Genomic DNA, 19,320 nt, shown 5'->3' on the forward strand with positions numbered 1-19,320 from the left:
ACTTCTTGCTCACATCGCCACTCAGGTCGTCGAGCACACGTCTCCTGGTCATCGCCCAGGGCGCTGCCGGTGTCGTTGAAGTAGTACAGGGGGACGCCTTCGGGCCGAAGATCCTGGCGGTGTACCCCAGCCATCGGCGGGCGACGGGGAAGGTGCTGGCGTTCATCGAATACCTGGCGGCATACCTGGAGCGCACGGGACTGAACACCTAGCCTTCGATGGCCGGCTCGCTGGCTGCACCCTGCTCGAACACATGGACACGGTTGCGGCCTGCGGCCTTGGCGGCATACAGCGCGTCGTCCGCCAGTGCCAGCAGGCGCGAGAGTTCGTAGCCGGCGGCCTCGCTGGTGACGATGCCGATGCTGACGCTCAGGCTCCCTGGCGTCGGCAGTGCGGCGCTGTGAAAGCGCTGGCGAATGTTCTGCGCGACGAGGGTCGCGATCTGCTCCCCCGCACCGGGCAGGAGGCAGGCGAACTCCTCGCCGCCGATCCGGCCAAACACATCGCCGTGGCGCAGGTTGCGGGTCGCCAGGTGGCTGAAGGCGATCAGCGCCTGGTCGCCTGCCTGGTGGCCGAGGCTGTCGTTCAGGCGCTTGAAGTGGTCCAGGTCGAACAGTAGCAGGGCGATGGGGGTATGGGTACGCTCGGCCTCGGCCAGTATCTGCTCGCCTTGGCTGATGAACGCCCGGCGGTTGCCGATGCCGGTCAGCTCGTCGGTGTTGGCGGCGGTCTTGTACTTCTTCTCGGCCTGCTCCTTGACCATCGCCAGGGTGATGTAGGCGATACCGGTGGCATAGAGCATCGACTCCAACAGCATGACGGCAAAGAACCGCGCGCCGTCGCCGCTGCCGGACAAAGCGGTCTCCAACGAGAGGCCTTCATCAACGAGGATGCGCACGATATAGAAGCCGGTGTGCAGGCTCATGATCGTCAGGGCCGGCAGATAGGCCATGTCCGTGCGTTTGCGGCACCGCCACAGCTCGATGATGCCCAGGCCCGAATAGGCTGCCGCCAGGGTCGAGTACACCGTAATGCGCAGCGCCAGCGACTCGTAGAACACCGGCGTGAGGCAGAACAACAACCACACCACCATGCCAAGCGCGATGCCGGGCGGGTAGGGCGCGCGCCCGGCCAGGGTGCGCATGGCCGTCCAGCCCAGCGCGGCGGACAGCAACAGCACGATATTGCCCAGTACCAACGGGACGAGGTCGTAGCCGCGCCCGCGCAGGCTGATCAGGGCGACGCCCACCGAGGCGAGCAGCAACATTGCGCCCAGATAACCCAAAGGCCGTTCACGTTTGCCACGCGCCCAGGTGTGCAGGGTGAGCGTGCCCATCAGCCCGAGCAGGAAGACGGTGACGAGAATGAGGGTGGGGATACTCAAGAGCACGGGACGTCCTTTGGGCTCGGCGGCAGGTCCATCAGTTTTTCCATGTTAAGCGCCAGCGTGGCAATTTGCCAATGCACAGAAAGTTGCAGGTCCCGGTATTAGCGTGACCGCCCTTAGTGCGGCGAGAATATTTTCAGGGTTGTTATATGTTGAGCAACAGTATTTTTAAACAACCTGTTTCTTGGGCGGGGAAATGCCGGCGTCGCTCGTCTCAACAGGGCCACTGCCTGCAACCAGAAGCGGAGCAATACAGGCCCCGAACGAGGCGAAACAGGCATTGGAGGCGCCCTGCACCTGGCCTGGCGGGCGCAAGGCCAAAGGTCGAAAAGCACAAGACTTTCGAGGGGGAAAACCGGATAATGGCGGCCATTTCGTTTTGCTCGTCATGGTATCCCCCGCATGGAAATCAAGGTCAACTTTCTCGACAATCTTCGGCTTGAAGCCAAGTTTGATGACTTCACGGTCGTGGCCGACCAGCCGATTCGCTATAAAGGCGATGGGTCGGCACCGGGGCCGTTCGATTATTTCCTGGCGTCCTCGGCCTTGTGTGCGGCGTACTTTGTAAAGTTGTACTGCAATACGCGGAACATTCCGACCGATAATATTCGACTGTCGCAGAATAATATTGTCGACCCGGAAAACCGCTATAAGCAGATCTTCAAGATCCAAGTGGAACTGCCGGCCGATATCAGCGAAAAAGACCGCCAGGGCATCTTGCGCTCGATCGATCGCTGCACGGTGAAGAAGGTCGTGCAGACCGGGCCTGACTTCGTCATCGAAGAGGTGGAAAACCTCGACGCCGATGCCCAGGCGCTGCTGATGGTGGACAGCGACCCGAACGCGAGCACCTATATCCCTGGCAAGGACCTGCCGCTGGAGCAGACCATCGCCAACATGTCGCAGATCCTGGCCGGCCTGGGCATGAAGATCGAGATCGCCTCGTGGCGCAACATCGTGCCCAACGTGTGGTCGCTGCACATTCGCGATGCCCATTCGCCGATGTGTTTCACCAACGGCAAGGGCGCGACCAAGGAGAGCGCCCTGGCTTCGGCACTGGGCGAATTCATCGAGCGCCTGAACTGCAACTTCTTCTACAACGACCAGTTCTGGGGTGAGGACATCGCCAACGCCCCGTTCGTGCACTACCCGGACGAGCGCTGGTTCAAGCCGGGCCGCAAAGATGCGCTGCCGGCCGAGATTCTCGACCCGTACTGCCTGGAGATCTACAACCCCGAGGGCGAGCTGCGTGGCTCGCACCTGTACGACACCAACTCCGGCAACGTGGAGCGTGGTATCTGCTCGCTGCCGTATGTGCGCCAGTCCGATGGCGAAGTGGTGTACTTCCCGTCCAACCTGGTCGAGAACCTGTTCCTGAGCAACGGCATGAGCGCCGGCAACACCCTGGCCGAAGCGCAGGTGCAGTGCCTGTCGGAAATCTTCGAGCGCGCGGTCAAGCGTGAAATCCTCGAAGGCGAGCTGGCGCTGCCGGATGTGCCGCAGCAGGTGTTGGCCAAGTACCCGGCCATCCTGGCCGGTATCCAGGGGCTCGAAGAGCAGGGCTTCCCGGTGCTGGTCAAGGATGCCTCTCTCGGTGGCGAGTTCCCGGTGATGTGCGTCACGTTGATGAACCCGCGCACCGGCGGTGTGTTCGCCTCCTTCGGCGCGCACCCAAGCTTCGAGGTGGCGCTGGAGCGCAGCCTGACCGAGCTGCTGCAGGGCCGCAGCTTCGAGGGCCTGAACGATCTGCCCCAGCCGACCTTCTCCAGCCATGCGGTGACCGAGCCGAACAACTTCGTCGAGCACTTCATCGATTCGAGCGGCGTGGTGTCCTGGCGCTTCTTCAGCGCCAAGGCCGATTTCGAGTTCGTCGAATGGGACTTCTCGGGCCAGGGCGAGGATTCCAACGCCCAAGAGGCGGCCACGTTGTTCGGCATTCTCGAGGACATGGGCAAAGAGGTGTACATGGCGGTGTACGAGCACCTCGGTGCAACCGCCTGCCGCATCCTGGTGCCGGGCTATTCGGAGATCTACCCGGTGGATGACCTGATCTGGGACAACACCAACAAGGCCCTGTTCTTCCGCGCCGACATCCTCAATCTGCATCGCCTGGACGACGACGCCCTGGCGGCGCTGGTCGAGCGACTGGAGGAGAGCGAGCTGGATGACTACACCGACATCACCACCTTGATCGGTGTCGAGTTCGACGACAACACGGTCTGGGGCCAGTTGACCATTCTGGAACTCAAGCTGCTGATCTACCTCGCTCTGGAACAGTTCGAGGCGGCCAAGGAGCTGGTGGAGACTTTCCTGCAGTTCAACGACAACACCGTCGAGCGCGGGCTGTTCTACCAGGCGTTGAACGTGGTGCTGGAAGTGGCGTTGGACGAGGACCTGGAACTGGCCGACTACGAAGCGAACTTCCGCCGCATGTTCGGCGATGCGCGCATGGATGCGGTACTGGGTTCGGTTGACGGCAGCGTGCGTTTCCATGGCCTGACGCCGACGAGCATGAAGCTCGAAGGCCTCGACCGCCATCTGCGCTTGATCGACAGCTACCAGAAGCTGCACAGCGCACGGGCCAAGGTGACCCTGCGCTGACCCAGTCGCCAGTCTTGGCGGCTACTTTTTTTCGCGGATGAACCCGCTCCCACTGGATCGGCGCCGATCCGGTGGGGGTGGGTTTACCCGCGAAGAACACGCCGCAGAAGGGCCTGGTCTTATGCGCACGCGCCGGCCAGCGTCTTGCGTCTGCCCATCAGCCAGTAGTAGCCAAGCGCCGGGAAGACCAGGCCGACCGCCCAGGCCAGGTCCACCCCTTGCAGGTGGGTGGCGATGGGCCCGGCGTACATCGAGGTGTTCATGAACGGCACCTCGAGCACGATGGTGACCAGGAACACGCCAATCGCGACGCCATTCACCCGGCCATAGATACCGCTCGGCCGGAAGATATCCTCGATGCGGTACACCCCTTTGCGCACGACGTAATAGTCGACCAGGTTGATGGCCGTCCAGGGGATCAGGAAGTAGCTCATGAAGAAGATGAAGTTCAGGAAGAACGCAATGAAGTCATCCTGGGCAAGGGTGCACAGCCCGGTGGCCGCTGCGGCGATCACCAGCAAAAAGCCCGCCCGCACCCACGCGGTGACCTTGAGCGCGGTGAACGGCTCGATCACGGTCACCGTCGACATGAACGCCCCGTACAGATTGAAGACGTTGATGGCGATCTGGCCGTAGAGCACGAAGGCGAACATCAACACCGTGCTGCCGCCGAGCACCGCCACCAGATTCAGGCCGACGTTGTCCCCGAATCCGACCAGCGCCTTGGCCAGCACCGCACCCAGCAACATCATCCAACTCCCACCGATCACCGTGCCCAGGTAGCTGTACCAGAACACCTGCCGCGTGGGGGTAGCGGTAGGCAGGTACCGGGAGTAGTCGGCCACGTAAGGCGCATAGGAGAGCTGCCAGGTCACCGCGATACTCACCGAGGCCAGGAAGGTCGGCAGGCTGAACCCTTCGAGTGACCATTGCCCCGCTGGCAATGGCAAGCTGAGCGCCAACCAGGTCGCGATACCGAATACCCCGAGCGATGTCAGCGTCAGCAGCTTTTGCAGGCGGTGGATCAATGGGTAGCCAAACAGCGCGACCAGGAAGCACACCGCACCCAACACCACGATGTTGCCGCCATTGCCGATCGGGCTGGCGTTGGCGACGGCCTGGGCGGCGAGCAAGGTGTTGCTGACGAAGAAGCCCAGGTAGATCAGCATCACGAACAGCAGCGGCACGATGGCGCCGTAGACGCCGAACTGGGCTCGGCTCTGGATCATCTGCGGAATGCCAAGTTTCGGCCCTTGGGCAGAATGGGAGGCCATGAACACGGCGCCGATCATCGAGCCCAGCAAGATCGACAGCGCACTCCAGAAGAGGTTGAGGCCCAGGCTGATGGGCAGGACGCCGGCCGCGACCGTGGTGATGTTGGCATTGGCGCCGAACCACACGAAGAACAGCGAACGCGCCTGCCCGTAGCGCTCGTGCTCGGGGATGAAATCGATGCTGCGATTTTCAACTTTCATGACGGGTCTCCACACTCAGCAATCACGGGCAAGGCGGCTATCGAAGCGTTGGATCGCTTCGACGAATGCCTCGGGGTGGAAGGCGAGGTGGTCGGGCGTGTCGGTACGCACCGAGCCTGCCGGCTGCTGCTGCCAGCGGCGCAGCAGCTGTGGGGTGGAGAAGATTTCCAGCCCGTAGATCCAGTTGGAGAGAATCATCAGGGCTGAATAGTGCGCGCCCAGGGTCGTTGCCGCGCAGGCATCGGCCACCAGACTGAGGGCGAAGTCGTGCTGGTAGGCGTCGAACACGCTGGCCATGACGCACACATCGGTCAAGACGCCGAGCACTACCAGGTGCTCGATGCCTTGTTCACGGAGTTTCTGCGCCAGGTCGGTGCCATGGAAGGCGCTGTAGCGGTGCTTGTCCAGCACCACGTCGCCGGCCTGTGGCGCCAGGGCGTCGAGGATTTCCACCGCTGGGGTGCCGGCGCGGTAGGTGGTCGGTCGACCGTGCGCGTCCACGGGTTCGCCGGGGGCCAGGTCGTGGCCTTGGGCGTTGTTCACGTGGCGGGTGTAGATCACCGGGATAGCGAGGCGGCGGGCCGCGTCGAGGAGGGCGCCGGCATTGCCGACGACCTCATCGAAACGCGCCAGGGGAAAGCCGTCTTCCTGTTGCAGGTCGATCACGAGAAGTGCGCTCTTGCAGGTCATGGTAACTCTCTCGGGTACAGTGCCCCTGGCGCCGTCGAAGGAGGCGCCTTGAGGGCGAACGAACAGTCGCAGCGCCCAGGTGAGCGGGGCGCTGTTGGGAAAAGTCGAGACGACGCTCGAAGAGAGACTTACGCGACTATCTGCCAGAACCCGTTCTGTTTGGCCGCCACGCAGGCAGGGAGGCGTGGCAGGGTGACCTGGGAAGGGGCTACCCCATGGCGAAGGAAGCCTTGCATGGCGCTGGGCACGGCATGCCTGTCATACCCGGCCACGAGCGGGGCAGGGATATGACGACAGGCTGTGGTGGTGAAGAAAGTGCCCATATGGGGAGGCCCTGGAACAGTTGAGCTAGAGATAGCAATCTTCAGGCCATGATCAGCATATTGGCTGTAAGGCGCATTCCAGGAGCCTTTCGGCATCGCAGAGGATGAGTGCAACTTGGTATGCCGTAATACTGTGATACCAAAAGTAGCGAGGCGTGACAGGGATCAACAGCCCGTGAGGTCCAGCACCGCATCCTTGATCCAGACCCGGGCCCCAGCCTCGCCCGCCACCGCTTGGAACGCAGTGCCTGGCGGCAGGCGCATCCAGCTCCAGGGGTGCAACGCAAAGTCGTCCCCCCGTAACTGGCCGTCGAGCACGAACAGCTCCAGGCCTTGCGGGTTGGCAATCTCCAGCGTCTCTCCGGGCTGGGCCTGCTGCACCCATACCCGCTCATGGGTGTTGTGCCACAGCGCCTGGCTACCCTGGTCGGGCACCTGCGCGACCACACGCTCGCGGTCCTCGGGATGGAACTGGCGCAGGTGCACGAAGATGACGCAGCCCTCGGTGGACCCCGGCGAATGTTGGCTGCCGGGAGGGTTGCGTACGTAGCTGCCGGCCGGATAGTGGCCATGTTCGTCCTCGAAGACCCCCTCCAGCACCAGGAACTCCTCGCCGCCCGGATGGGCATGGGCATTGAACCGGCTACCAGGGGCATAGCGCACCAGTGAGGTGGCCCGGGCCTGCTCCTGGCCGATGCGGAACAACAGGCGGCGCTCCACCCCGACTTGGGGGCTGGGGATCCAGGGCAGGTCGCGCCCTTGCACGATCACCGTTTGCCGCAGGTCGGCATTGATCAGGGCCGGCATTGCCATCGAAGTCATCTCCCGCTATCCAATCAGCATGATCCACCGCCGTCGCTGGAAAATCGAGGGCAAAAAAAGCCCAGCGTGCGCTGGGCTGGGGCTTTACGGTGTCATTGCACGAGGCCGTTGTACACCACCGTCGCCACGCCATCCTTCTTGATGGTCAGCTTGTTGCCCTCGGCCAGCGACTCGACGACTTCGGAGCAGCCATCGACTTCCTGTTTGCCGTCCACGTACTCGCCCTTGGTGTCGAAACTGAAGACATAGGTGGAGGCTGGACAGGCGTTACCGCCTTCACCGGTGGACACCACCACGACGTACTTGCTGGGACCGAACGAATAGGCTTTTTCGATGGTGACATAGCCGGTGGCTTCGGCATCCTCGACGACTGACTCCATGACGTTCACGACGCCGGCGCGCGACGGGTACATCAGCGCGGTGCCCAGTTCCATGGTCTGGATGCTGAAAGGGCCTGCGCTGTCGCCGCTGACCAGCAGCGTTTCGTAGGCCATGGTCGGTGCGGCGGGGGCCAGCTCCGGCGCTACCGGGGGCTTGGCGGCGAGAGCTTGCGGGGCCTGCGGGCTGACGCACTGGCCGCTTTCGCAGATGCGATCGCCTTTGCAATCGATGTCCTTGGCGCATTGGCCGGCGGGCGCGGTGGCCTGGGCGGTGTTCTGCTCGGCTTTGTCGCAGCCGGCCAGGGCCAGCGCGACCAGGGTGCAGGCAAACAGACGCTTCATGGGGTGAAGTCCTTTTCCAGTAGATGAGGTGGCACAATAGTATCGCGCAATCGCGCCCGGTTGTCTCAAACGCTTGATTTCAGAGGCGTATCAGCGGGTGCCCGAGCGCTGTCGCTTGATCCGGTACATGTCGCGGTCGGCATGGCTGAGCAGTGCGTCGGCATCCTCGCCGTCCGCCGGGTAGCAGGCCACGCCGATGCTGCAGGAGGGCATCTTGATTTCGCCGAACTCGGCGCCCAGCGGCTCGGCCATGGCGGCGAGGATCTGCGCGATCTTTTCGGACACCGCGCTCTGCGACGGGATGTCGGTCAGCAGCACGATGAACTCGTCCCCGCCCATGCGTGCCACGGTGTCGGTCTCGCCCACGCAGGCTTCGAGCCGTCGCGCGACCGTGCACAGCACACGGTCGCCCGCCGCATGGCCGTGGACATCGTTGATGCCCTTGAAATCGTTGATGTCCACGAACAGCAGCGCCAGCGTGCGCTGATGGCGGTGCGCCGTGCGCAGGGCCGATGCCAGCCGGTCGTTGAACAACGAGCGGTTGGTCAGCTTGGTCAGTGGGTCATGGTGGGCGAGAAAGCGCAGCTCGCTCTCGGCCTGGGCCAGGGCCGTGACGTTGCGCGCGACGCCGATGCGCGCCCCGACCTCATCGGACCAGAAGGCTGCCCAGAGGATGTGCACCACCCCGCCATCCTTGCGGATGTAGCGGTTGCGAAAATCCACATGGGGTTGGCCATTCATGATGCGGATGATCGAGGCGCGGGTGGCCTCCAGATCATCGGGGTGCATGTAGTGGGTGATCGGGGTGCCGACCAATTCGCTGGCTCGATAGCCGAGCAGGGTTTCGCAGGCGTCGCTCACGAAAACGATTTCGTTGTCCCGGTCGACCACAAAGACCGTGTCCAGCATCAGGTGGATCAGTTTGGGGTAAAGCGCTTGGAGGTCGACGGGCATAGGTCACGCAGATCCGGTACAGGGGGTGTTCGCGGCGCAGGACAGCATACAAGGGTCATGCCCGCGTCACTACTGGGCTGGGAAAGAAAACTCTCGGTGTCGATGGCCGGCAGGTCGCTCAACTTCTTCTAGAGTTTCGCTAATGGGGTCGAGATCGTCTGGCGTTTCAGGGCCGAGTGGTCGCGGTTGAAATCTTCGGGCATACCGGCCAGGCTCTGCAGCTTTTGATCTTGGAGTCATCGAGATGTGGGGAAAACCTGCGCGCCAGAGCCCGTCGTGGGCCTTATGCACCTTGCTTGCCATCAACCTGGTGTTGGCCGCCGGCTGCAGCAGCAAGGCCAACACGTCTCGATACGCCGCAGCGGCAGCGGGGTCGAACTGCTATGCCAAGGCCTTGCCGACGGCAGGCGAGGGTGGTCTGGCCTGGGGCGCGAGCATGAGCATTGCCCGGCAGAAGTCCCTTCATAACTGCATGCGCTACGCCAGCCGCTCCGGCGGTACGCCGCATACGTGCCAGGTGGTATTGGCCAAATGCAAGCGCTGATGGCCTGCGCAACCTGAGCGAATGTCTTCATCCTTAATGTCTATGGCGAAAATTCGTACATCGGCGCGACAAGTTGTCTGCTTGACTTTGCCAGGGGCACAATCGTTGCGTTAAACTTGACGCCAAGGTCAGTTTTTGTGATTTCCACTCCGACCTTGCTTTCGGAACGTCAATGATTCCGCCCTCCGAGCTATCAAGTACCAGAATACGTCATGGGCAGACTCGCTCTGCCCAGAGGATGAAGCATGACCAACCGTGATATTTCCCGGCGCGCCTTCCTGCAAGGCGGCGTGATCGCGGGCGTAGGGGTGACCCTCGCGCCGCTCGGCAGCCCGGCCTTCGCCGCCCTGATGGAAAACAGTGTCACCACTTCGCCGCAGAAGTGGATGAGCCATGACGGCAAGACACGTTTTCGCAACGATGCGCTGTCCAAGGTGTGCGGCAACAAGGTGTTCGCCCGCGACATCCGCGCCAAGGACATGCCCGGCTGGCCCCAGCAGCAGGGCCATGCGCTGCTGCTCAAGACCATCAAGGCTGACCGCATCTATGCAGGCCTGGACCTTGCCTGGTTGGGCGCCGACCTGCAGCCGGACCGCGTCGTCACCGCCGAGGACCTACAGAAGGACGGCATCGCCTGGCCCGAGGCCCACTCGCCGGACCCACTGCTGCCGCCTGGCAAGGTGCCGATGTTCATTGGCCACCCCGTGGCGATCCTGATCTGGAACGATTTCGAGCGTTACCGCCAGGCCAAGCTCAAGCTGCAGTTCAACGACAAGGCGATCCGCTATGGCGCCCAGGCGCCGTTGTACCAGGGCGACCCCTACGGCAGCTTCCGCTTCGTGCGGGTGGCGGGCAAGACGCCGTTCGAGGATGACGAGTTCTCCAGCCTGAAGAACTCCATGCTGTTCCCCACCATCCTCAACCGCAAACCAGTCTGGACCAACGAGCCCAAGCAGCACGGCACCCTCACCGAGCAAGGGCTGTTCTACGCCAACCGCATGGCCGACCAGCTCAAGCAGCCCGCTGAGGGCTGGCTGGTGTTCGATGAGCGCTACAAGACGCCTTCGATCGAGCCGGCGGCGCTGGAGCCGGACAACGGCAATGGCTGGTACGACCCGCAAAGCGGCACGCTGCATTTTGTGGTCGCGACCCAGTGCCCCTTCGAGGTGGCGCAGGAATGCGTGCACATGATCAAGCCGTCGCGCTTTGCCCTCAAGGCGCTGAACATGCACCCGGGCTACACGGTCGGCTACGGCTCCAAGGACAACAACATCTTCGTGTTCTACGCCGCCGTCGCCGCCCTGTATGGCAACGGTGTGCCCGTGCGCCTGGCCAATGACCGCTACGAGCAGTTCCAGAGCGGCATCAAGCGCCATGCCTTCGACATCCACTACCAACTGGCGGTGGACAAGAAGGACATGTCCTTCAAGATCTTCCGCGCCGACATGAGTGTCGACGGCGGCGGACGCGCCAACTACAGCTCCTCGGTGGCCGCCGTGGGCGCGACCGCGGCGCAGTCGATCTACTACATGCCGCAGAGCGACCTGGCCGTGACCGCCTACCACTCCCGAGGTGTCGAGGCCGGCTCCATGCGTGGCTACGGCACCCTGCAGACCATGGCCGCGACCGAGATGATGGTCGATGAAATCGCCGGTCGCCTGGGGGTGGATGCCATCGAGCTGCGCCGGGTCAATGCCCTGAAGTCGGGCATGAAAAACACCCAGGGCGCCGTGCCTGCCGGTGCCCTGCGCCTGCACGAGATCCTGGACAAGGCCAGCGCCCACGAGCTGTGGAAGAACCGCGAGGCCTATAAAAAGTCCATGGAAGCCAAGGACGCCGACAACTGGTACGGCGTGGGCTTCGCCATCTGCCAGAAAGACTTCGGCACCGGCTCCGAAGCGCCGATGGCGAGCATCGAGTTCACCGCCGACGGGCGCATCAGCCTGCGTCATATCGGCACTGAGCTGGGCACGGGCATGTCGACCTCGCAAGCGTTCGTGGTCAGCGACTTCCTGGGGCGTCCGGCCGACGAAGTGAAAACCGCCGAAACCGAGTGGCCGGAGCTGCAACTGGCCACCCACGGCAATCCCTACCTGATGAGCCAGGCCGAGCAGGACGCCGCCCTGCGCGACCCGCGCTGGGTCGGCAAGCTGGCCTCGCCATCCTCGGCGACCAACTCGGCGTTCTACTTCAGCCATGCCACGCGCGAAGCTGCACGTGTGCTGTTCAACCACGGCCTGTGGCCGGCCGCGCTGTCGCTGTGGCGCCAGGGCCCGTTCGGCGGGCAGGCCAACCCGTTGGTGGTACGTCGCGAGAACGCGGTCTGGGTCAACGGTGAACTCACCGGCAATGGCCTGGCACCGATCCCGTTCGCCGAGCTGGCCAAGAAGGCCCATGAGATGGGGCTGGTGACCGGCGTCAGCGTCCACGCGTTCAACCGCTGGAGCTGGGCCGAGTCCGACTTCGTCATCGATGGCGTGCGTGAACGCTTGCCGCTCGATGCGCTGGCAGTCAAGTATGGCGACGGCGCGCCGAACGTGAAGAAAGCGCAGATGAGCAGCGCCAGCTACCACCTGCTGGACCGGCAGAACGCCGCGTACCCGGCCACCCAACTGAACAACGCCATGGTGACCTACTACAGCCCGGTGGCGACCCTGGTGCAGGTGAAGGTGAACAAGGGCAGCGGCCAGGTGCAAGTGCTCAACCACCACAGCTGGGTGGAGTGCGGTCGTGTGCTGGTGCCCGAACTGGTCAAGGGCCAGCTCGAAGGCGGCATCGCCATGGGCATCGGCCATGCGCTGACCGAAGAAATGCCGCTGTACGAAGGTGGCCCGGGCGAGGGCGACTGGAACTTCAACCGCTATCGCCTGCCGATGGCCAAGGACGTGGCGGTGTGGCAGCAGAGCTCGGAAATCCTGCCGCCGCTGTCACCCACCGACCCCTCCAAGGGCATCGCCGAAGTGGTGATGATCCCGGTGGTCGGCGCGATCGGCAATGCCGTGGCCCATGCCATCGGCAAGCGTGTTCGCGACCTGCCTATCACCCCCGCCCGCGTCAAGGAGGCCCTCAATGGCTAACCGTCCGCTTCAAATGACCTTGAATGGTCAATCCGTCGGTCCGGCCGAAGTGCCTGAAGACTTGGCGATGATCGACTACCTGCACGAATACCAGAACCTCACCGGCTCCCGCCTGGGCTGTGGCCAGGGTATCTGCCACGCCTGCGTGGTGATCGTCGACAACCCCGACGGCACCAGCGAAGAAGTGCGCACTTGCATCACCGGCGCGCATTACTTCGAAGGCAAGAAGGTGCGCACCATCGAGGGCCACGCCAAGCACGACGAGGCGGGCAACCTGAGCGAGCTGAGCCCGATTCAGCAGAAGTTCGTCGACCGCTTTGCCTTCCAGTGCAGCTACTGCGCTCCAGGCTTCGTCAACGCCGCCACCGTGCTGGTGGAAAAGGCCCAGCGCCAGCCGCTGAAAAAGAGCGAGCTCGAAGGCGCCATCGAAGCCAGCCTCGGTCACCACATCTGCCGCTGCACCGGGTACGTGCGTTACTACGACGCGACCCGCGAGGTGCTCAGCGACCTCGGCCTGGTCAAGGAGGGTTGAGCATGAGGCACGTTCTTTCGGGCCTGGCGCTGGCCGTGGGTGCGGCGCTGTCGCTCGGTGTACAGGCGGCCGATCAGGCGCAGGTCAAGCGTGGCGAGTACCTGGCCCGCGCGGCCGACTGCATGGCTTGCCACACGGCCGAAGGCGGCGCGCCGTTCGCTGGCGGCCTGCCGATCCATTCGCCGTTCGGCACCATCTACGGCACCAACATCACCTCGGACAAGCAGTTCGGCATCGGTGACTACAGCAGCGACGAATTCTTCGCCGCCCTCACCGAGGGCAAGCGCAAGGACGGCGCCAACCTGTACCCGGCGATGCCCTACACCTCGTATCACCTGATCAAACGCGAGGATGCCGACGCCATCCACGCGTACCTGATGACCGTGCCGCCGATCAACCGGCCCGCGCCTGAAACCAGCCTGAGCTTCCCGTTCAATGTGCGCATGGGCCTGGCTGGCTGGAACATGTTGTACGGCAAGAGCGTGCAGTTGCAGGCCACCGAGGGCAAGAGCGAGGCCTGGCAGCGCGGGCAGTACATGGTGGAGGTGCTTGGCCACTGCGGCGAATGCCACACTCCGCGTAACCGCATCGGCGCCCTGGAGCAGGACAAACGCCTGACCGGTGGCCTGCTGGCCGGCTACCTGGCGCCCAGCCTGCTGGCCCAGGACCTGGCCGAGCGCGGCTGGACCCAACCGGATCTGACCACCTTCCTCAAGCACGGCATCAGCGCCCAGGGCAGCATGTTCAACGAGATGTTCCCGGTGGTGCACCACAGCACCCAGCATCTGGACGACGCCGACCTGTCCGCCATGGCCACCTACCTGCTGGGCGACCAGCCGCCCCAGGCCAAGGTGGTGCAGGCCGTGCCGGTGGAACAGCTCGGCGAAAGCGCCAAGCGTGGCCGCCAGCAGTACCTCAACGTCTGCGCCGGCTGCCATGGTGTCGAGGGCGAGGGCAAGCCGCACATCGCCGTGGCCATGCAGGGCAACACCGTGCTGCGCCAGGCCGACTCGCGCAACCTGGCCAAGGTCATCCTCGAAGGCATCCGCGAGCAGCAGTTCACCGGTTTCGAGCGCATGCAGCCCATGCCGGGCTTTGCTGAAAAACTCGACGATGGGCAGGTCACCGATCTGGTCAACTACCTGCGTGAAGCGTGGGGCGGGCTGCCCGGGGACCTGAATACCCAGCAGTTGGCGGACCTCAAGACGGAGTGAGTCGTGCAGCATCTTGATCTGCAAGTGGTGCGACAGGCGCTGCAATGGTCCGGCCAGGGCCAGCGCGTGTGGCTGTGTACCGTGCTCTTCACCTATGGCTCGGCGCCTCGCGCGCCGGGCTCCCTGCTGGCGGTCAACGCGCAAGGGCAGTGGGTGGGGTCGCTCTCCGGCGGCTGCGTCGAGGAGGATTTCCTGGCGCGGGTGGGCGAGGGTGAGTTCGCAGGGCCGGTCGCGGTGGTGCGTTATGGCGACGGCAGCGACAGCCGCTCGAACATTCGCCTGCCCTGCGGCGGCGTGCTCGATGTACTGGTGGAGAACCTGCCAGCGGATTGCGAGGTGCAGGCGCACCTGCGTGAACTGGAGTCGGCATTGCTCGGCCAGCGCCGGCTGTTGCGCCAGGTGAACCTGTGCGATGGCCAGCGCCGCTTGAGCGATGACATCGAGCAGGGCCCTCGTGTGGCCTATGACGAGGCCGTCGTCCACTTGCGGGTGGGTGCGGCCCAGCGTTTGTTGTTGGCGGGGTATTCCAGCGTCGCGCACTTTTGCGCGGAGTTCGGCAAGGGGCTTGGCTTTGAAGTCATCCTCTGCGAGCCCCGCGAGGAGGTGCTCGACGGCGTGGAACTCGAAGGCATCGAGATTCGTCGTGAGCTGCCGTCGGTGTTCATCGCCAATGGCGGCTGCCACCGTGACACGGCGGTCGTCGCCCTGACCCATGACCCCAAGATCGATGACCTGGCCATGCTCGAAGCGGTACGCACCGAGGCGTTCTACATCGGTGTGATGGGCTCGCGCATCACCTCCGAAAAACGCCGCGAGCGTCTGCAACGCATCGGCAGGCTGGATGAGCAGGCGCTGGCGCGGATTCACGCCCCCATCGGCCTTAACCTGGGCAGCAAGACCCCTGCGGAAATCGCCCTGGCGGTGCTTGCGGATGTACTGCGTACCCGTAGCGGCATCGCCCGCGAGGCGCTGTGACGGTCGTCGCGCTGGTGCTGGCCGCCGGTTGCAGCAGGCGGTTCGGGGGCGACAAACGCCGTGCGCCTCTGGCCGACGGGCGCAGCCTGTTGGCGCACAGTGTCGAGCGGGCCTTGGCGGTGTTCGACGACGTGCGGGTGGTGCTGCGTGAGGGCGAAACGGCTCAGGGGCTGGGACTGCCTGCGGGATGCCAGGTGATCCCTAGCCCGGATGCCGCCTTGGGTATGGGCCATAGCCTCGCTGCGGGCGTGGCCTCGCTTCAGGAAAGCAATGCTCATGCGGTCGCCATCCTGTTGGGCGACATGCCCTGGATCTTGCCGGACACCTTACAGCGGATGGTGCAGGCCGCCTCGGCGTCCAGCATCCTGTTGCCTGTGCATGAGGGGCGGCAGGGGCATCCGGTGGTCTTCGGCCGCGCCTACTGGTCCGAGCTCAAGTGCCTGCGTGGTGACGAAGGGGCACGCGCAGTGGTGCGGGCCCACCGGGATTGCTGCGTGGCGCTGGAGGTGGATGACACGGGTGTCTTGCGTGACGTGGATACACCGGACGCGTTGGCCGCAACAGCGTAATCCCTTGGGCGTCATCCGCGAACACCGGCGCAGCCGGTGCCATGTACCGCGGCGTCTGCTTTGCGACGGTTCGACGCTCCGATACTAGGCCGGCTCCCACCGGAATTGCGCCGCTCTCACGGCCTGCGCTATCCCTGTGGGAGATTCTATGGTGCTAGACAAGCTCAAATTGCCTTTGGTTGGTATTCCTTGATACTTCTGAACTGTGCATATGAGGCCCAGGCTCCGACCGGGATTGCGTCGCTCTTAAGACTTACGCCATCCCTGTGGGAGCGGGTTCACCCGCGAACACGGGCGAAGCCCGTGCCATTCACCGCGGCGGATTCTTCACGGCGGTTCGACGCTCGATAAACCCGCTCCGACAGGTTCAACGCTGGGCTTGAAGATGGCGCTGTACCCGTAGAAGCGGGGCTTGTCCCGCGATGGGCTGCGCAGCAGCCCCCGGCAATCTCCCGGCTGGCTATGCCGCCAGGCGCCCGCTGGCGATGGCCTCCGAGGCCGCCAGCATGGCGCGCAGCAATACCGCGCAGCCTGCGGCCAGGTCCTCTGGCGTGGCATTCTCGATTTCGTTGTGGCTGATGCCGCCTTCGCAGGGCACGAAGATCATCCCCGCTGGGCCCAGTTCGGCGAGGAAGATCGCGTCGTGCCCCGCGCCGCTGACGATGTCCATGTGCGCCAGGCCCAGGCTGCGTGCCGAGTCACGCACGGCATCGACGCAACCACGATCGAAATACAGGGCAGGGAAGTCCGCGGTCGGCGTCAGCGTGTAGGTCAGGCCATGCCGGCTGCAGGTGCTGTCGATCACCTCGCGGACCTCAGCGATCATCGCATCCAGTTGCTCACCCTCCAGATGACGGAAATCCAGGGTCATGCGCACTTCACCTGGGATGACGTTGCGCGAGCCTGGGTAGGCCTGCAGGCAGCCTACCGTGCCGCAGGCGTGAGGCTGGTGCCCCAACGCCGTGCGATTGACCGCCGCCACCACGTCGGCGGCCCCCACCAGGGCGTCCTTGCGCAGGTGCATGGGCGTTGGGCCAGCATGGGCCTCGACGCCGCGCAAGGTCAGGTCGAACCACTTCTGGCCCAGGGCGCCCAGCACCACGCCGATGGTCTTGGCTTCGTCCTCGAGGATCGGCCCCTGCTCGATGTGCGCCTCGAAATAGGCACCCACCGGGTGACCGAGCACGGCCCGTTGACCGGCATAGCCGATGGCATTGAGCGCCTCGCCGACAGTCACGCCCTGGGCGTCGACCTTGGCCAGCGTCTCTTCCAAGGTGAACTTACCGGCGAATACACCCGAGCCCATCATGCACGGGGCGAAGCGCGAACCTTCCTCGTTGGTCCATACCACCACCTCCAAGGGGGCTTCTGTCTCAACGCCCAGGTCGTTGAGGGTGCGGATCACCTCGAGGCCAGCCATGACCCCGAAGCAGCCATCGAACTTGCCACCGGTGGGTTGAGTGTCGATGTGGCTGCCGGTCATCACCGGTGGCAGCTTCGGATTGCGCCCCGGGCGGCGGGCGAAAATGTTGCCGACCCCATCGACGCTGACGCTGCATCCGGCGGCTTCGCACCATTGGACGAACAGGTCACGTGCCTGGCGGTCGAGGTCGGTCAGGGCCAGGCGGCAGACGCCACCCTTGGCGGTGGCGCCAAGGCGCGCCAGGTCCATCAGGGATTGCCACAGGCGCGCACTGTCGACGTGGCGCTCGCTCGATTGCAAGACATGCTGGGCGGGAGTGCTCATGGTTTTCTCCTCAGGCTGTTGTTATCCGGTTGGGCGCGGGGCCTGCATCATGGTATGGGTTTGGCCAGGCGGCTGGTCTTGCGCAGCGCGACACTGCCCAGGGCGTAGTAGAGCGTGCCGCCGAGCAGGGAGCCTGTGAACCAGCCATAGTCGTAGAACCAGCTGAAGCGGTCGTTGCCGATGGCCATGATCGTCAGCGCCACGGGCAGGGCGAAGGCGGCAAAACCGGCCCAGTTCCAGGCCGGATAGACGTCGTCACAGTAGAGCCCGGCCAGGTCCAGGCGTTGCCGGCGGACCAGGAAGTAGTCCACCACCATGATCCCGGCAATGGGGCCGAGCAGGCTGGAGTAGCCCAGCAGCCAGTTGGAATAGACACTCTCAAGGCTCAGGTCGGAAACGATCCAGCCAAGCTTTTTCAAAAGCTCATGGGCCATCAGGGCCAGGCCGATGAGGCCGGTGAGCCATACGGCGCGGCTGCGGCCGATCAGTCGCGGGGCGATGTTCTGGAAGTCGTTGGTCGGCGAGACGATGTTCGCCGCCGTATTGGTCGACAGCGTGGCGATGATGATCAGCGCCATGGCCAGGGCCACCCAGCCTGGGCTCTGGATGTGGCCGATGAGGCTCACGGGGTCCGAGACCGTTTGGCCGACCAGCGAGGCCGAGGCCGCCGTCATGATCACGCCCAGGGACGCGAACAGGAACATGGTCAGCGGCAAGCCGAAGATCTGCCCGAGGATCTGGTCCTTCTGGCTTCTGGCATAGCGGCTGAAGTCCGGAATGTTCAGCGACAGCGTCGCCCAGAAACCCACCATCGCCGTGAGCCCCGCGCAGAAGTAACCCACCACGCTGGCGCCTTCCGGGCGCTTGGGCGGTTGGGCCAGCAGTTCGGTCATCGACATGTGCGGCAGCGCCCAGATCAGCAGGCCAAAGCCCACCGCCACGAGCAGCGGGGCCGACAGGGTCTCGAGCCATTTGATCGACTCCGCACCGCGCAACACCACCCACAGGTTGAGCGACCAGAACAGCATGAAACCAATCACCTCGCCGGTGCCGCCCAACGACTTCCAGCCCTCGAACAGCGACCCGAGGAACAGGTGGATGGCCAGACCGCCGAACATCGTCTGGATGCCGAACCAGCCACAGGCGACCACCGCGCGGATCAGGCAGGGTACGTTGGAGCCCAAAATGCCGAAGGACGCGCGCAGCAGCACGGGGAAGGGGATGCCGTACTTGGTGCCGGGAAAGGCGTTGAGCGTGAGCGGGATCAATACGATCAGGTTGGCCAGCAGGATCGCCAGCAACGCCTCGCCGACGCTCAGGCCGAAGTAGGCGGTGAGCACGCCGCCGAGGGTGTAGGTGGGCACGCAGATGGACATCCCGACCCACAGTGCGGTGATGTGCCACTTGTTCCAGGTCCGTTGATGGACCTTGGTCGGTGCGATGTCGTGGTTGTAGCGGGGGCTGTCCAGGACATCGCTGCCGGCGGACAGCTCAAACAGCCCATCCTGCTCGATCACTTGCGATCTGCTCTGTTGCATGGGGCTCTCCAGGTTTTTTCTTGTAGTTGTTCGCTCATCGGGCTAACGCGATGGCCGGAGTACACACACCACCAGTACTGCACCTTCGGTCCGGCCAGGCGGTTGGGGCCGCACTCAATAAACGTGCCGGGTTGGCCCTGGACCTTCCCG

Annotated in this window: 15 protein-coding genes and 1 pseudogene; 8 read left to right on the plus strand and 8 right to left on the minus strand. The window is 64.1% G+C overall.

Annotated elements, in window-relative coordinates; translation table 11 throughout:
- Window positions 1-83 precede the first annotated feature (83 nt).
- Window positions 84-212: pseudogene (locus ACNFCH_RS17365) on the plus strand (LysR family transcriptional regulator); the annotation flags it as partial.
- On the opposite strand, the gene ACNFCH_RS17370 reads toward ACNFCH_RS17365, so the two are convergent.
- Window positions 209-1,390, minus strand: a complete 1,182-nt coding sequence (locus ACNFCH_RS17370) for a GGDEF domain-containing protein (protein WP_337159139.1) — start codon at window positions 1,388-1,390, stop codon at window positions 209-211. The pseudogene ACNFCH_RS17365 and the gene ACNFCH_RS17370 overlap by 4 nt on opposite strands.
- 399 nt (window positions 1,391-1,789) lie before the next feature.
- Between ACNFCH_RS17370 and ACNFCH_RS17375 the strand changes: the two genes are divergently transcribed.
- Window positions 1,790-3,988: an OsmC domain/YcaO domain-containing protein gene (locus ACNFCH_RS17375; RefSeq protein ID WP_337159140.1), complete on the plus strand. Its 2,199-nt coding sequence runs from the start codon at window positions 1,790-1,792 to the stop codon at window positions 3,986-3,988.
- 119 nt (window positions 3,989-4,107) lie between these two features.
- Here the strand turns inward: ACNFCH_RS17375 and ACNFCH_RS17380 are convergent, their stop codons facing one another.
- From ACNFCH_RS17380 to ACNFCH_RS17400, 5 genes are all read right to left on the minus strand, one after another.
- Entirely contained in the window at window positions 4,108-5,463 is a 1,356-nt protein-coding gene (locus ACNFCH_RS17380) for a purine-cytosine permease family protein (protein ID WP_416743195.1), read from the minus strand.
- A 15-nt stretch (window positions 5,464-5,478) separates the two neighbouring features.
- Window positions 5,479-6,153, minus strand: coding sequence for a cysteine hydrolase family protein (locus tag ACNFCH_RS17385; RefSeq protein ID WP_416743196.1), 675 nt, complete (start codon window positions 6,151-6,153; stop codon window positions 5,479-5,481).
- Window positions 6,154-6,641: 488 nt separating this feature from the next.
- A complete protein-coding gene (locus ACNFCH_RS17390) occupies window positions 6,642-7,298 on the minus strand; it encodes a cupin domain-containing protein (protein WP_416743197.1) in 657 nt (218 codons plus the stop codon).
- A 92-nt stretch (window positions 7,299-7,390) separates the two neighbouring features.
- Complete coding sequence (locus tag ACNFCH_RS17395) at window positions 7,391-8,020, minus strand: hypothetical protein (protein ID WP_337159144.1); 630 nt, start codon at window positions 8,018-8,020, stop codon at window positions 7,391-7,393.
- A gap of 90 nt (window positions 8,021-8,110) precedes the next feature.
- Window positions 8,111-8,974 carry a diguanylate cyclase domain-containing protein gene (locus tag ACNFCH_RS17400; protein WP_416743198.1) on the minus strand — a complete coding sequence of 288 codons (864 nt, stop codon included), beginning with the start codon at window positions 8,972-8,974 and terminating at the stop codon, window positions 8,111-8,113.
- A 244-nt stretch (window positions 8,975-9,218) separates the two neighbouring features.
- Between ACNFCH_RS17400 and ACNFCH_RS17405 the strand changes: the two genes are divergently transcribed.
- From ACNFCH_RS17405 to ACNFCH_RS17430, 6 genes are all read left to right on the plus strand, one after another.
- Window positions 9,219-9,518: a hypothetical protein gene (locus ACNFCH_RS17405; RefSeq protein WP_337159146.1), complete on the plus strand. Its 300-nt coding sequence runs from the start codon at window positions 9,219-9,221 to the stop codon at window positions 9,516-9,518.
- A 245-nt stretch (window positions 9,519-9,763) separates the two neighbouring features.
- Window positions 9,764-12,595 (plus strand): xanthine dehydrogenase family protein molybdopterin-binding subunit, encoded by a 2,832-nt coding sequence (locus ACNFCH_RS17410; RefSeq protein ID WP_337159147.1) that lies wholly within the window; start codon window positions 9,764-9,766, stop codon window positions 12,593-12,595.
- Window positions 12,588-13,127: a (2Fe-2S)-binding protein gene (locus ACNFCH_RS17415; RefSeq protein ID WP_337159148.1), complete on the plus strand. Its 540-nt coding sequence runs from the start codon at window positions 12,588-12,590 to the stop codon at window positions 13,125-13,127. The genes ACNFCH_RS17410 and ACNFCH_RS17415 overlap by 8 nt, the downstream gene beginning before the upstream one ends.
- A 2-nt stretch (window positions 13,128-13,129) precedes the next feature.
- A complete protein-coding gene (locus ACNFCH_RS17420) occupies window positions 13,130-14,341 on the plus strand; it encodes a cytochrome c (protein ID WP_337159149.1) in 1,212 nt (403 codons plus the stop codon).
- A 3-nt stretch (window positions 14,342-14,344) separates the two neighbouring features.
- Window positions 14,345-15,316, plus strand: a complete 972-nt coding sequence (locus tag ACNFCH_RS17425; RefSeq protein WP_337159150.1) for an XdhC family protein — start codon at window positions 14,345-14,347, stop codon at window positions 15,314-15,316.
- Window positions 15,313-15,885 (plus strand): nucleotidyltransferase family protein, encoded by a 573-nt coding sequence (locus tag ACNFCH_RS17430; RefSeq protein WP_416743199.1) that lies wholly within the window; start codon window positions 15,313-15,315, stop codon window positions 15,883-15,885. The genes ACNFCH_RS17425 and ACNFCH_RS17430 overlap by 4 nt, the downstream gene beginning before the upstream one ends.
- Before the next feature lie 460 nt (window positions 15,886-16,345).
- On the opposite strand, the gene ACNFCH_RS17435 is transcribed toward ACNFCH_RS17430, so the two are convergent.
- Complete coding sequence (locus ACNFCH_RS17435; protein WP_337159152.1) at window positions 16,346-17,632, minus strand: Zn-dependent hydrolase; 1,287 nt, start codon at window positions 17,630-17,632, stop codon at window positions 16,346-16,348.
- Between the two features lie 47 nt (window positions 17,633-17,679).
- Window positions 17,680-19,170 carry an NCS1 family nucleobase:cation symporter-1 gene (locus tag ACNFCH_RS17440; RefSeq protein ID WP_416743200.1) on the minus strand — a complete coding sequence of 497 codons (1,491 nt, stop codon included), beginning with the start codon at window positions 19,168-19,170 and terminating at the stop codon, window positions 17,680-17,682.
- Between the last annotated feature and the right edge of the window lie 150 nt (window positions 19,171-19,320).

The sequence above is a fragment of the Pseudomonas sp. NY15354 genome (genome assembly GCF_048068075.1).
GTDB lineage: Bacteria > Pseudomonadota > Gammaproteobacteria > Pseudomonadales > Pseudomonadaceae > Aquipseudomonas > Aquipseudomonas guariconensis_C.